Annotated in this window: 9 protein-coding genes; 5 read left to right on the top strand and 4 right to left on the bottom strand. The window is 73.0% G+C overall.

The window, feature by feature from the left end; translation table 11 throughout:
• Positions 1–209 precede the first annotated feature (209 nt).
• Both EOT10_RS14705 and EOT10_RS14700 read left to right on the top strand, forming a co-directional pair.
• On the top strand, positions 210–755 hold the full coding sequence (locus tag EOT10_RS14705; RefSeq protein ID WP_127828644.1) for a single-stranded DNA-binding protein: 546 nt from the start codon (positions 210–212) through the stop codon (positions 753–755).
• 454 nt (positions 756–1,209) lie between these two features.
• A complete protein-coding gene (locus EOT10_RS14700; protein WP_127828913.1) occupies positions 1,210–2,547 on the top strand; it encodes a Cys-Gln thioester bond-forming surface protein in 1,338 nt (445 codons plus the stop codon).
• A gap of 86 nt (positions 2,548–2,633) precedes the next feature.
• On the opposite strand, the gene EOT10_RS14695 is transcribed toward EOT10_RS14700, so the two are convergent.
• Positions 2,634–3,194 (bottom strand): hypothetical protein, encoded by a 561-nt coding sequence (locus tag EOT10_RS14695; RefSeq protein ID WP_189491568.1) that lies wholly within the window; start codon positions 3,192–3,194, stop codon positions 2,634–2,636.
• A gap of 308 nt (positions 3,195–3,502) precedes the next feature.
• On the opposite strand from EOT10_RS14695, the gene ettA reads away from it, so the two are divergent.
• The 3 genes from ettA to EOT10_RS14680 are packed head-to-tail and all read left to right on the top strand — an operon-like array spanning position 3,503 to position 6,275.
• On the top strand, positions 3,503–5,167 hold the full coding sequence (gene ettA, locus EOT10_RS14690; RefSeq protein WP_127828643.1) for an energy-dependent translational throttle protein EttA: 1,665 nt from the start codon (positions 3,503–3,505) through the stop codon (positions 5,165–5,167).
• Positions 5,167–5,607 (top strand): acyl-CoA thioesterase, encoded by a 441-nt coding sequence (locus EOT10_RS14685; protein ID WP_127828912.1) that lies wholly within the window; start codon positions 5,167–5,169, stop codon positions 5,605–5,607. The genes ettA and EOT10_RS14685 overlap by 1 nt, the downstream gene beginning before the upstream one ends.
• Entirely contained in the window at positions 5,604–6,275 is a 672-nt protein-coding gene (locus tag EOT10_RS14680; protein WP_127828642.1) for a DUF8010 domain-containing protein, read from the top strand. Before EOT10_RS14685 ends, EOT10_RS14680 begins: the two co-directional genes overlap by 4 nt.
• Positions 6,276–6,440: 165 nt before the next feature.
• On the opposite strand, the gene EOT10_RS14675 is transcribed toward EOT10_RS14680, so the two are convergent.
• From EOT10_RS14675 to EOT10_RS14665, 3 genes are read right to left on the bottom strand one after another with little or no spacing between them, the layout of a single operon-like run.
• Positions 6,441–7,394: an ABC transporter ATP-binding protein gene (locus EOT10_RS14675; RefSeq protein WP_127828641.1), complete on the bottom strand. Its 954-nt coding sequence runs from the start codon at positions 7,392–7,394 to the stop codon at positions 6,441–6,443.
• A 20-nt stretch (positions 7,395–7,414) separates the two neighbouring features.
• A complete protein-coding gene (locus tag EOT10_RS14670; RefSeq protein WP_127828640.1) occupies positions 7,415–10,192 on the bottom strand; it encodes an FtsX-like permease family protein in 2,778 nt (925 codons plus the stop codon).
• A gap of 1 nt (position 10,193) precedes the next feature.
• Positions 10,194–13,514, bottom strand: a complete 3,321-nt coding sequence (locus EOT10_RS14665; protein ID WP_127828639.1) for an FtsX-like permease family protein — start codon at positions 13,512–13,514, stop codon at positions 10,194–10,196.
• Between the last annotated feature and the right edge of the window lie 16 nt (positions 13,515–13,530).

The following is a 13,530-nucleotide window of genomic DNA, read 5'->3' as shown; positions in this document are numbered from 1 at the left end:
TCCCCTCGTTCCGTCGACCACCCGGCTCCCCATTCCCCCTTCTGGGGGGCCGGGTTTTCCACAACCGGCTGGTAGAACACAGCCGTCAGCGGGCTCGTCCCGGCACGTGCACTCTGAGAACGCGACCCGGGAACACCGGGGCCGCGGTACGGACGAGGCCGTGCGGGACGGGCCCGCACGCGTCCGTGCGCAGGGGAGGGCGGACCGAGATGAGCGAGACGACGGTGACGGTGGTGGGGAACGTCGCGACGACGCCGGTGTACCGGGAGCTGCCGAAGGGGCCGGTGGCGCGGTTCCGGCTCGCGGCGACCTCACGCCACTTCGACCGGGTGCGCAACGAGTGGGTGGACGGGCACACGAACTTCTTCACGGTCTGGGCGTGGGGCGCGCTCGGCACGAATGTGCAGGGCTCGCTGTCCATCGGTGAACCCGTGCTCGTGCAGGGGAGGTTGAGGGTGCGTGACGAGGAGCGGGGCGGGCAGCACTGGACGTCCGCGGACATCCAGGCGTCGGCCGTCGGCCACGACCTGTCGCGCGGGACGACCGCGTTCCGGCGCTCGCGGCAGGAGAGGGCGGTCCGCCAACAGGACGGCGACGCACCGTCGTTCGAGATCGCACCTGACGATGAGAAGGCGAGCGGCTCCCGGACGGAGAACGGCTCCCAGGCGGGGAACGGGTCCCAGGCGGAGAACGGCCCGGGCGGCGGCGAGCCTCGTGATGGGAGTGAGCGGCGGGAGCCGGCCGCCGTCGGCTGAAACAGATCAGTCGTCGGCCGGAAAGGTTCTGTCGCCGACCGGAGCCGTTCTCTGACCGAAGTGTGGCTTATCGGCGAATGAACGCCGGTTCCATGTCATGGATTTGTCGATAAGCCAGCGCCGTAATCCTTAGCGGCCATAACGATTCCGATTCGGATCGTCCCCGCACCCCTGTGACCTGGGGACGGTGGTGCGCGACTTCCTTAGGATGCCGGGCGTAGCTAACGGGGCAATTGATTCACGCGTCTGACCCAGCGTCTGATCCAACGTCTGACCCAGCGTCTGACCCAACGTCTGATTCACACTTCGTTCTGTCGGCGGGACGTCACCCCCCTCGTGCCATGTGTCCCGCCTGAAGGGGAATTCTGTGTTCTCTGAGGTATCTGTGTTGTCGGCGGTCGCCCCACGCGGCCGGGGCGCCGCCCGCCTCGCCGCGGCGGCCCTGGTGTCCGGGATGGCCGTGACGGCCGCGATATCCGGGGCCGGTGCGGCCGTGGCCGACGACGTGCCCCAGGGGCAGGGCGGTGCGACGGCCACGATCGGTGGGCTCAAGACCTACGGGCAGGCCGTCATCCACGACCATGGCCAGGACGAGCCCGTCTCCGCGGGGCTGTTCGAGATGTCCGTCGAGAACGGCGGCACGCTGCAGACGTACTGCATCGACATCCACAACCCGACGCAGCGGGACGCGAAGTACCAGGAGACCCCCTGGAGCGGTACGTCGCTGAGCGGGAACGCGAACGCGGGCAGGATCCGCTGGATCCTGCAGAACTCCTACCCCCAGGTCAACGACCTCGCCGCGCTGGCTCGCAAGTCCGGCGCCGGCACCCTCACCGAGAAGGACGCCGCGGCCGGCACCCAGGTCGCCATCTGGCGTTACTCGGACGGCGCGGACGTGGACGCGGTCAGCCCCGCCGCCGAGAAGCTCGCCGACTACCTCCAGAAGAGCGCGCGCCCCCTCGCCGAGCCCAGGGCCTCCCTGAACCTGGAGCCCTCCGCCGTCTCCGGCCACGCCGGCAAGCTCCTCGGCCCGGTCACGGTCCACACCAACGCCGGCAGCGTCAGCGTGACGCCGCCCATCGACGCGGCCGCCAGCGGGATAAAGATCGTCGACAAGGCCGGCAAGCCCGTGACGTCCGCGTCCGACGGCGGACAGCTGTTCTTCGACGTCCCCGAGGACGCCCCCGACGGCGCGGCCGCGCTCACGGTGCAGGCGTCGACGACCGTCCCCGTCGGCCGTGCCTTCGTCTCCGACACCCGCAGCCAGACGCAGATCCTCGCCGGGTCCAGCGAGTCCACGGTCTCCGCGACCGCGACGGCGAACTGGGCGAAGAGGGGCGCGGCCCCCGCCCTGTCGGCGCGGAAGAACTGCGACAAGAGCGGCGTGGACATCACGGCGGTCAACAAGGGCGACGAGCCCTTCACGTTCAAGCTGATGGGCCTGGAGCACACCATCGCCGCCGGGGCGTCGCAGACGGTGACGATCCCGTTGCAGGAGGACCAGGCGTACGACTTCACGATCAAGGGGCCGAACGGCTTCGCCCAGCGGTTCAAGGGCGTGCTCGACTGCCGGACCGAGGGCGGGACGGTGACCATGGGCGGCGTCGCGCAGCCCTCGCCGCTGCCGAGCCCGGCCTCCGTGGGCGGCACCGGCAGCGCCGGAACCGACCTCGCCGACACCGGCAGCTCGAACGCGACGCCGGTGATCGCGGGCATCGCCATCGCCCTCGTGGTGATCGGCGGCGGAGCGGTCTTCCTGGCCCGCAAGAAGAAGTCCCCGACCGAGGACTGAGACCATGCAAAGGCCCCTCACCAGCGGTTTTCCGCCGATGAGGGGCCGTGTCAGGGGCTTGGGCCGTCTCTGGGCCGTCGCCCCGCTCAAGCGCCCTGAGCGACTGTCCGTCCGGCCATGCCGCCACCGCCGGTGCTTACTCCGCCGTGCGGGGCTTGTGCGCGGTGGCCGTCGGCTTCGAACTTCCCGTCCCGCAGCTCGAAACGCTCGGGGAGCGAGCAGCCGATCGCCGGGGTGATCAGCAAGCTCGCCGCGACGGGTGCGGGGTCGGTGCTTGCCGTCGAGAACTCGCAGATCGCGCCCCGTCCGGTGACCGGGAACCAGAACCAGCTGTCCACCGCGCCGACCCGTACCTCGTCGGACAGTACGAACCGGCCGTGCTTCCGGGCGAAGGCCTTCAGGCGGACGGACGCCTTCAGTGGGTCGGCGGTGGACCGGATCGCGGTCAGGGTGAACTTGACGTTCTCGTCCGCGTCCAGGACCGAGGACGCGATCTGCCTGGTCTCGGCCGGCCGGCCGCCGTTCGTGCGCCCGTCGTGGGCTGCGGCTTCGGAGCTTCGGGCAGGGGCGCTCAGCATGGCGGCGGTCGCCGCGGCGGTGACCAGCACCGCACTGCCGCGCACGAGCGCGCCCACTTGTATCGACATGATTCCTCCCTGAGGGGCATGCTTCTTATTCGCGAATAAATGCCACCTGTTTCTCTTCCGTCCGACAACGGGAAAACCACCTGAATCACCCGTCCGCGCGGCGCCGCGTCACCCGGCCGGACAGGACAGTCACTCCACCGGTCGGGGCTCGGCAGTGACCACATCGACAACCAGTGACAGATCGGCTACCGAGACGAACCGGGAGCGGCCAGGTCATGGACCCCTGGCCGTACTGGTTTCCCCCATGGGGTAGCCGTCAGGCAAGATGGGGTGTATCTGCCCACACATCGATTGCCGGACGGTTTCTCTTGGCTGAGTACATCTACACCATGCGCAAGACGCGCAAGGCGCACGGCGACAAGGTGATTCTCGATGACGTCACCCTGAGCTTCCTGCCCGGCGCGAAGATCGGTGTTGTGGGTCCGAACGGCGCCGGTAAGTCCACGGTCCTGAAGATCATGGCCGGCCTCGAGCAGCCGTCCAACGGTGACGCGTTCCTCTCGCCCGGCTTCACCGTCGGCATCCTCATGCAGGAGCCGCAGCTGGACGAGTCGAAGACCGTCCTGGAGAACGTCCAGGACGGCGCCGCCGAGATCATGGGCAAGCTCAAGCGCTTCAACGAGGTCGCCGAGCTCATGGCGACCGACTACTCCGACGCGCTCATGGAAGAGATGGGCAAGCTCCAGGAGGACCTGGACCACGCCAACGCGTGGGACCTCGACGCCCAGCTCGAGCAGGCCATGGACGCCCTCGGCTGCCCGCCCGGCGACTGGGCCGTCACCAACCTCTCCGGTGGTGAGAAGCGCCGCGTCGCGCTCTGCAAGCTCCTCATCGAGGCGCCCGACCTGCTGCTCCTCGACGAGCCCACCAACCACCTCGACGCCGAGTCGGTGAACTGGCTGGAGCAGCACCTCTCCCAGTACCCCGGTGCCGTCGTGGCCGTCACCCACGACCGCTACTTCCTGAACAACGTCGCCGAGTGGATCCTCGAGCTGGACCGCGGCCGCGCGCTCCCCTACGAGGGCAACTACTCGACGTACCTCGACAAGAAGGCCTCCCGCCTCAAGGTCGAGGGCCGCAAGGACGAGAAGCGCGCCAAGCGCCTCAAGGAAGAGCTCGAGTGGGTGCGGTCCAACGCCAAGGGGCGTCAGGCCAAGTCCAAGGCGCGTCTGGCGCGCTACGAGGAGATGGCCGCCGAGGCGGACAAGATGCGGAAGCTGGACTTCGAGGAGATCCAGATCCCGCCGGGCCCGCGCCTCGGTTCCATCGTCGTCGAGGTCGAGAACCTCTCGAAGGCCTTCGGCGACAAGGTGCTCGTCGACAACCTCAGCTTCTCGCTGCCGCGTAACGGCATCGTCGGCATCATCGGTCCGAACGGCGCGGGCAAGACCACGCTGTTCAAGATGATCCAGGGCCTGGAGACGCCGGACAACGGCTCGATCAAGATCGGTGACACGGTCAAGGTCAGCTACGTCGACCAGGGCCGCGCCAACATCGACCCGAAGAAGACCCTGTGGGCCGTCGTCTCGGACGAGCTGGACTACATCAACGTCGGCCAGGTCGAGATGCCGTCGCGCGCGTACGTCAGCGCCTTCGGCTTCAAGGGCCCGGACCAGCAGAAGCCGGCCGGCGTCCTGTCCGGCGGTGAGCGCAACCGCCTGAACCTCGCCCTGACGCTCAAGGAGGGCGGCAACCTGCTGCTCCTCGACGAGCCGACGAACGACCTGGACGTCGAGACCCTGTCCTCCCTCGAGAACGCGCTGCTCGAGTTCCCGGGCGCGGCCGTGGTCATCTCCCACGACCGCTGGTTCCTGGACCGGGTCGCGACGCACATCCTCGCCTACGAGGGTGACTCCAAGTGGTACTGGTTCGAGGGCAACTTCGAGTCGTACGAGAAGAACAAGGTCGAGCGCCTGGGCGCGGACGCCGCGCGTCCGCACCGGGCCACGTACAAGAAGCTGACGCGAGGCTGATCGTGCGTCACATCTACGCCTGCCCTCTGCGCTGGTCGGACATGGATGCCTTCGGGCACGTCAACAACGTCGTCTTCCTGCGGTACCTGGAAGAGGCGCGGATCGACTTCATGTTCCGGCTCGCGCCCGGGGACGGGTCGCCGTCGTTCTCCGGCGGGTCCGTCGTGGCCCGCCACGAGATCGACTACGTGCGCCCGCTGGTGCACCGGCACGAGCCGGTCACCGTCGAGTCGTGGGTCACGAAGGTGGGCGCCGCGTCCCTCACGATCGCGTACGAGATCAAGGACACGGACCAGGTGTACGTGCGGGCCTCGACCGTGGTCGTGCCGTTCGACCTGGAGGCGCAGCGGCCCCGGCGGATCACCGCCGAGGAGAAGCGCTTCCTCCAGGAGTACGTGGACGACGGCGCCGACAGCGGCTCGGGGGCGCTGGCCGCATGACGGCACCCGTGCTGCACTTCGCCGACGCCGGGGAAGGGGCGGACCTCGCCGCCTTCCTCGGCCGGCTCGTGCACTACGACCGTGCGGCGGCCGTGCGGCTCCAGGCGGGCGGACGGGCGCTGGCGGTCTTCGGCCGCCCGCCGTCCTTCGAGGTGCTCGCGATCCGTACGGTGCGGCTGCTCAAGCCGTACGAGTACGGGCTCGACGACGCGCTCGATGTGACCGTGTCGGCCGGTGAGCTTCTCGAGTCGATCGACGAGGCGGCCGGGACTGTGCGGGTGCCGGCCTCGGTGACCGGGCCTCCGTGGGCCGGTGTGCTGCCGCCGCGGGGTGGCTGGGAGCGGGTTTCCGGGTTCCCGGAGATGGATGTCGTGCGGGGGCTCGTCCGGGCTGCCGTCGGCGAATTCAAGGCGCGTGTCGAGGAGTTGGCTCCTGACGTGCGCTCTCGCGCCGAGCTGGATCGGATCGGGCGCGAGATCTGGTCGCGGACCATTGGTGAGACCGGGGTGCCGGTGCGGGTCGCTCACGCGGCGCAGTCGCTTGGGTTTCTGCGTGGGGACACGCTCGACCTGCTGAAGAGCGGGTCTTGGCTGCGGCTGCGTACGGCTTATGGGTCGGTGGCTCTGCGTCGGGGTGGGCCGGGCGGATTGGCCCTTACGCCCGTGTGATCGGCGCCCGGCGCGTGGGCTGTGCCCACCCGTTCCGCCCCTGGCGGACCAGCTGCCCACAGCGGGGGAGGGGGCGGGGGCGGGTGCCTGCGGCTGGGTGGACCGGCTGGCCACAGCGGGGGATCGCGGCTGGTGGACCAGGTGCCCGCAGTGAGGTGCACGCCGCTAGTCGTGGGTGTTGTCCGGCCAGATTCCTATGTGGTCTTCCTCCAGTTCCAGTAGGACCCTGTCCCGCATGTGGAGCGTTTCCGTGTAGTCCGACGGGAGTTGGAGGCGGCCCGCTCGGTCGAGCATGGCGTACTCCCTCGAGATCACCGACTCCTGGCCGGTCGTCGCGTCGACCTCTGTGCGGCGCAGGACCTCCGTCGAGGTGCGGCCGTCGCGGATGGCCACCGTGCGGCGGACCTCGGAGGCGACGGCCTGGTCGTGCGTGACGATCACGATCGTCGTGCCCAGCTCCTCGTTCGCCGTGCGGAACGCCTCGAAGATCCGCTCGCCCGTGTGGGAGTCCAGCTCACCCGTCGGCTCGTCGGCGAGCAGGACCGACGGCTCGTTGGCGAGGGCCACCGCGATGGCGACGCGCTGCTGCTGGCCGCCCGACAGCTGCTGCGGCCGGCGGTCGCGGCAGTCGCCGACGCCGAGCAGTTCGAGGAGTTCCAGGGACCGGCGCGTCTTGTGGGAGCGTTTCGTGCCGCCGCGCAGCTGCATGGGGAGCGCCACGTTCTGCGCCGCCGTCAGGTAGGGGAGCAGATTGCGGGCCGTCTGCTGCCAGACGAAGCCGACGATGTCCCGGCGGTAGCGGAGGCGTTCCTTCGCGCCCATCGTGAGCAGGTCGCAGCCCGCCACCTTCGCCGCTCCGGCGGTCGGCTCGTCGAGCCCCGCGAGGATGTTCATCAGCGTCGACTTGCCGCTGCCGGACGCGCCGACCAGTGCCATCAACTCGCCCTCGCGCACGAGGAGATCAAGGCCCTGGAGTGCCTGCACCTCGACGCCGTCGGTGGAGAAGATACGGACCAGACGGTCGCAGGTGATCAGCGCGTCGTGCCCGTACGCGGGCCGGTCACGGCGGTCCGCGGCGCGCCGTTCGAGGTCGGCGAGGGTGGGGCCGGTGGTGGTCATGGAGTCTCTCCCACGGTTCGTCACAGTGATTCGCCCGCCCTCAACTCCCGTACGGATCCCCGCCGTCCGGACCACCACGCCTGGCCGGACGCCACGGCCGTGGCGAGGGCGACGACGCACAGGGCGGGCAGCAGCAGGGACAGGGAGTCCGTGCGGAGGCGGCCCGCCGGGCTGTCGCCGCCGGGGCCCGTCGCCAGGGCGAGCGCCGTCAGGTCGAGGCCGGGCGCGAGGAGCTGGATCGCGGCCCAGCCGGTCAGGGCGCCGCCCGCCGCGGCGAGCACGGCCTGGGGGAGCGCTTCGAGGACGAGCAGGCGGCGGGCCTGCCGGCGGGTGAGGCCCATGGTGCGCAGGCGTGCGAGGAGCGCGCCGCGTTCGGGGGCGGCGCGGGCCAGGGCGAGGAGCAGGCTCAGGGCCGCGTAGCCCGCGCCGATGACGACGGCCGCCGAGTAGACGCGGGCGGCGCCGGTCTGGAGGGGCGAGTCGACGTAGCGGGCGCGTTCGGTGGCCCGCAGGCGCACGCTCACGCCGGAGCCCGCCGTCTCGCGCAGCGCGGCCCCGTCGACCCGGGCGCCGGTGACGAGAAGGGAGTTGGGCCGGTAGCGGTCCGCGATGGCCTCGCTGCCCTTGTCGTGCGCGCCGACCCGGCGGGCCAGGGCCTTCGCGTCGGCGACGAGGAAGTCCTGGGACAGAGCGGGCGTGTACGCACGCACGGCGGAGATCCGCAGCACGACGGTCTCGCCGTCCAGCCAGAGCGAGAACGGGCCGGTCCCGAAGACGTCCCGCATGGACGGCGAGGCGAGCACGGGCAGCGGCGATCCGGGGGTCCCGGCGCGCGCGGTGGTCGTCGTCAACTCGTGGGCGGGGAACGGCCCGAGGCCCGTACGGGCGGACAGGCGCGCGTACGACGCCGGGTCCACGACCGCCAGCGGGATCCTGCGGGTTCCCTGGCCGGGCTCGGCGTCGTAGCGCACGGTCAACGGCGACACCTCCCGCACGCCGGGCAGCCTCGCGACCTTGCCGGCGAGCGCGGAGGGCAGGGGCGACGAGGACTCGATACGGGCGTCCGCACCGGTCGACAGGGTCGCGGCCCGGTCCCGCGCGTCGTCGATGCCCGCGAGGACCGAGCCGCCGAACGCGGCCGTCGTCAGCGCGGTCAGCAGCGCGAGCAGCGGCAGGACCGCCGTGCCCGCGCCCGCCGTGGCGCGGCCCGCACGGGCCAGCGACAGATAACCGACGGCGCCGCGCAGGCGCCCGGCGGGCCGGGCCAGCCAGCGCAGCGGCAGCGGGTAGACGCGGACGAGGACGAACGCCGCGACGACCCCGACCAGGACGGGCGCGAGCGCGACCAGGCTGTCGCCGCCGTCGCCCGTGCCCCGGCGGCGCAGCGCCACGACGGCCGCCACCGCCAGGACGAGCACGGTGAGTTCGGCGACGGTGCGGCGGCGCGACGGGCGCGCCCGGGCGAGGTCGTCGCGCGCCCCGCGGACCTGGACGCCCCGGTGCGCGAGCGCGGCACGCACGGGCAGCGCGAGGCAGGAGAGCACGACGACCGCGGCGGCGCCCAGCGCGGCGGGCAGCCACCGGCCGTGCGGGACGGCGAACAGCGCGACGGCGAGCCCGGCAGCGCCCGCCGGTACGGCGACGACCGCGGTCTCGGCGAGCAGCCGCCCGGCGAGGCCGCGCACCGAACCGCCGCGCGAGCGCAGCACGGTGAGCTCCGGCCGGCGCCGTTCGGCGGCGAGACCGCCCGCCATCAGGAGCACGATCACAGCGACGGTGCCGGTGCCGTAGGCGGCGACGGAGACCACCGGGCCGATGCCGGCGCGCAGCTTCTGGTAGCCGGTGATGAGCTCTTCGAGGCCGGTGGCGGCGTCGGTGTCGCCCCCCGTGGTCTCGCGCACCTTGATGAGGCCCGGCCCGTCCGTCGTATAGGTGAGCGCCGACTTCAGGCGGGGCATGCCGCGCGCGTTCAGGGCGCCGAGGTCGGGCGCGAGCTGCCAGAACTGCTCGGGGGCGCTGTCGGTGTTGAGGAGCACGGGTGCCGCGTCCGGCGCGAGGAGCAGACCGGCGCGCCAGAACGTCGACGGAGGCATGTCCACCGTCTGACCGAGGGCCGGTGTGCGGAAGACGGGCCGCGCCGCCCAGTACGCGCCCTCGGGGTCGCGCGGCTTCACGATCCCGGTGACGCGCAGGCTGACCCGGCCGCTCATGAGGGCCGGCACATGGATCAACGCACCGGGCTCGATGTGCAGGGCCCTGGCGGTGGCGGCCGTCACCGCGGCCTCCACCTGCCTGCTGTCGGCGGTGACTTGACCGTCCACGCGCGGCAGCCGCCCCCGTACGACGGTGGCGTGCCCGGCGAGCCCGCTCTGCGCGGAGAGCGTGAGCGCGGCGGGCAGTCCGTCGGGCCTCGGCAACCACGGGTCCGCCGCCGTGAGGGCCTTGGTGGTGCGCAGCCCGTACGAGGACTGCGCCGCGTCGACGGCGAGCGGGGCGCTCAGGGAGCGCACGACGCGCCGGTACGCGGCCTTCGTCGAGGCGCCGCGCACCATCTCGTCCCGCTTGCCCGGCAGCAGGGTGAGGCCCGGTTCGGCCATGGTGAGGTCGAGGACGGTGCGTTCGGGCGCGGCCTCCGACACCGCGTGGCGCAGGCCCGCGTCCTCGTAGTCCTCGACGGCGCGCGGGAACGCGGCGGCCAGGCAGGAGGTGAGGGCCACCAGGAGGGCGAGCGCCCAGGCGGCGCCGGGCGCGGTGCGCAGGCGGGTGCGCACCCAGGGGGCGACGGCCGGTTGCCTCATGTCACTCACTCCCCTGGCGGCGCAGCGTGATCGCCGCGTCCGGCGGCCGGCGCAGGGCGAGGCCCGCGGTGATCAGGACGGGCGTCGCGGCGACCCCCGCGAGGAGGAACAGGACCTGTCCCGGGGGCAGTTCGACCAGCAGCTTCGGCACCGGCTGCGTGGCCTGCCCGGTCAGCACGACGAGCGGCACGACGGCCCGGGTGAGGAACGCCCCGAGGGCCGCGCCCACCAGCAGGGCGAGGACGACGAGGACGCCCTGCTCGACGGCGACGAGACGGGCGAGCTGGCGCCGTGGCGCACCGAGGGCCCGCAGGACCGCGAACTCGCCGCCGCGCTCCCGCAGCGAGCCCGCCGTGTTCACGGTGAAGCCGACCGCCGCGAGCAGCGCCGCCGCGACGGCCGCCGCGGTGAGCGCGGACTGCGGGCCCGCGCCGAGCGGGTCGTCACGCAGCGACTCGGCGATCTCGGACCGCACGAGGACCTGCGAGGGGTCGGCGTCGGGGCGGGCACGCAGCGCGGCGGCGGCCTTCTCCGTGTCACCGGGGTCCGTGCTCAGCCACCACTCGCCGGGTTTGACGGTGGACGCCTGCTGCTCGGAGAGAGCCTGGTTCAGGGTGCGCAGGTCGAGGAGCAGGGCGCCGCCGTCGGTCGACTCGGCGCCGCTCTCCGTGGCCGGCTGCGCCGCGGCCCCGGCGTCGGCCTCGGGGCCCGTGGTCGGCAGCGCCCGTACGCTCCCCGCGATCGTGACGTCGACAGACGAGCCGCCGATGGGCACGGCGATCGTGGAGCCGACCTTCGTGCCGGACGAGCGCAGGAAGCGGTCCGAGGCGACGGCGGCGACCTTGCCGACCGTGGGCCGGTTCGCGCCGAGCCGGACGCTGACGACGGACGGCGCACCGCTCGGGTCGATGACGTAACCGGTGTGGAACGTGACGGCCACCGGCCCGCCCGTCAGCGGCGCGAGCACCGGCATGCCCGGTGGTCCGTCGGAGTTCGGCGCGTCGAGTGACGTCTGCCAGTCCGTGCCCGGCTTCAGCGCGCGTTCCTTGCCCGCGCCGTCCACGGCCCGGATGCCTTCCAGGGCGAGCCGGTGCTCGGTGGCGGTGCCGACGGGCTGGACGAGGCCGAGGGCCAGGCCCGTCAGGGTCAGCGGGGCCGCCGGCCGGTCGAGCGCGGAGCCGTCACCGGGGGCGAGGTCGAGGGCGAGCCGGTGCGGGCGCCCGTCGGCGGGCAGATCGTCCAGGTCCAGGTCGTACGGGGTCCCGTAGCGGTCCTCGACGGTGGCGGTCACCGCGCCCGCCACCCCGGACGGGGAGGCGCCGTGCGGCCGGCCGGGCGTGCTCAGCCGCAGCACGAGAGAGGCGCCCGCCGCGTCGGACGGCAGCTGGACGCCGGGGATGCGGTCGCCGCCGGTGCGCAGTGAAGTCAGCAGCCGCGTCGGGGACTTGGCGGCCAGGTCGTCGCGCAGCAGCAGGCCGTCCCGCGCGTGGGCCGTGTCGAGGGCGAGGACGGTCGCCGCCCGGTCCCCGCTGAGCGGCAGCTGGGTGCGCAGGGCGGGCGCCGCGTCCCGCACCCCGGGCACCGCCGCGTAGAGCCCGGCCTGGGTCAGGCCGTCCTCGGCTCCCGTGACGCGGATGGAGGCGCCCGCCCGGAAGTCCGCCTGGTCCTCCTGTGAGCGGTTCCACGACGCGCCCTGCCCGATGGCGAGCATGCCCATGGCGACCGCGAGGACGAGGAGCAGGACGGGCCCGGTGTTGCGCAGCGGGCGGCGGCTGAACTGCCAGCCCGCGAGCGCCGTGGGCAGCCCGCGCCCGCCGGCCGCGCGCCGCTCGGCGAGCTTCGCGACGGGCGGCAGCAGCCGCAGCGTCAGGACGGTGCCGGCGAGCAGAGCCAGCGCGGGTGCCGTCACGAGGAGCGGGTCGATGCCGAGGGTGCCGGAGGTGTCGCCGCTGAGCGCGCCCGAACCGGACGTCTGCCGGTCGAGCTGCCAGTACGCGACGGCCGCGATGACAAGGAGACCGACGTCGGCGCCCGCGCGCAGCGGCGCGGGCAGCGCCCTGGCCCGGCCGCGCTCGGGCCCGTCGGCGCTCAGCGCGGGCACCGTCACCGCGAGCGCGCAGCCCACCGCGACCGCCCCGGCCACCAGCCACACCCCGGACCCGGCCCCCACGTCCAGGCGGAGCCCGATCCGGGACAGGGCGCCCCGGGAGGACAGCAGCCGGATCAGTGGGCCCGCGAGCAGCGGCGCGCCCACCGCGGCGGGCACGGCGAGCAGCAGCGCCTCGACCGCGGCGAGCGAGGTGACCCGGGCCCGCGAACCGCCGCGCGCCCGCAGCATCCACGTCTCGCCCGCCCGGTCCGTGCTCAGCAGCCGGGCCACGAGCAGCAGCGCGTACGCGGCGAGCAGGACCAGCTGGAGCGCGACGATCAGGAGGGTCGAGCGGGAGACGAGGAGGGCGCGCTCGGACCGGTCGAGGGTCTCGGGCAGCGACGTGCTGACACCGGTCGTGCCCGCCAGGGCCTTCTCGCGCACCAGCGTCTTCGTGCCGGCGCGGGCGCTGGTGCGCAGCGCTTCGATCCGCGCCGTCGTCACCGAGGAGAAGTCGGCGGTCGCCAGCCACGAGGTCTTGCCGGTGCTGACCCGGCCGCCCGCGAGGTCGGCGCCGTCGGCAAGCAGCGGACCGTACGTCGTGAACGCGAGCTTCTGGATGCCGCGCCCGCCCAGGTCGTCGAGGGTCCAGTACGGGGCGCTCGGCTTGACGGGCCGGTACAGGCCGGTGAGCACGGCCGTCACCGCGGGCCCGCCGAACCGGTCCTTGAGCCGCAGCCGGTCGCCGGGCCGCAGCTTCAGCTTCTGCGCGGCGGCCTCGGGCAGCGCCGCCTCGACGGCTTTCCCGCCCGAAGCCCTGGGGCCGCGGCCCTGCGTGATCCTGACCTCGCGCCGGTCGAGCGCCGCGAACCGGGTCAGGTCCGGGTTCCCGGAGCGGTCTGCCGCGGGCACGATCGACCGCGGCAGCGCGTAGGGGCCCGACCTGGTCAGGCGCTGCACGGTCACCGGCAGCCCGTCGAAGGTGCGCCGCGCGCCCGAGCGGATCGCCGCGTCAGCCGCCGCGCGGCCCTCGGGCGGCACATCGGCCTCGACGGTCAGGGCGGTGCTCGCCACATCGCGGGTCCGCAGCGTGTGACGCAGCGAGGCGTCACCGATCGCGCCCGAGAACGCGCTGAGCATCGCGAGGACCGATGTCGTGAGCAGGACGGCGAGGAGCGCGGCCGTCAGCAGCAGACGGTGCGCGCGCACCCGTAGAAAGACGAACCCCGACACCCCAGCCCCCGTACCG

The organism is Streptomyces antnestii, from assembly GCF_004005495.1.
In the GTDB taxonomy this organism is placed as follows: Bacteria; Actinomycetota; Actinomycetes; order Streptomycetales; family Streptomycetaceae; genus Streptomyces; species Streptomyces antnestii.
This window is presented reverse-complemented; position numbering and strand designations above follow the sequence as displayed.

Bases quoted from the DNA above. Each gene is read 5' to 3' on its own strand.
- EOT10_RS14705 (WP_127828644.1), top strand. From the start codon at position 210: ATGAGCGAGACGACGGTGACGGTGGTGGGGAACGTCGCGACGACGCCG.
- EOT10_RS14700 (WP_127828913.1), top strand. From the start codon at position 1,210: ATGGCCGTGACGGCCGCGATATCCGGGGCCGGTGCGGCCGTGGCCGAC.
- EOT10_RS14695 (WP_189491568.1), bottom strand. From the start codon at position 3,194: ATGTCGATACAAGTGGGCGCGCTCGTGCGCGGCAGTGCGGTGCTGGTC.
- EOT10_RS14680 (WP_127828642.1), top strand. From the start codon at position 5,604: ATGACGGCACCCGTGCTGCACTTCGCCGACGCCGGGGAAGGGGCGGAC.
- EOT10_RS14675 (WP_127828641.1), bottom strand. From the start codon at position 7,394: ATGACCACCACCGGCCCCACCCTCGCCGACCTCGAACGGCGCGCCGCG.
- EOT10_RS14670 (WP_127828640.1), bottom strand. From the start codon at position 10,192: ATGAGGCAACCGGCCGTCGCCCCCTGGGTGCGCACCCGCCTGCGCACC.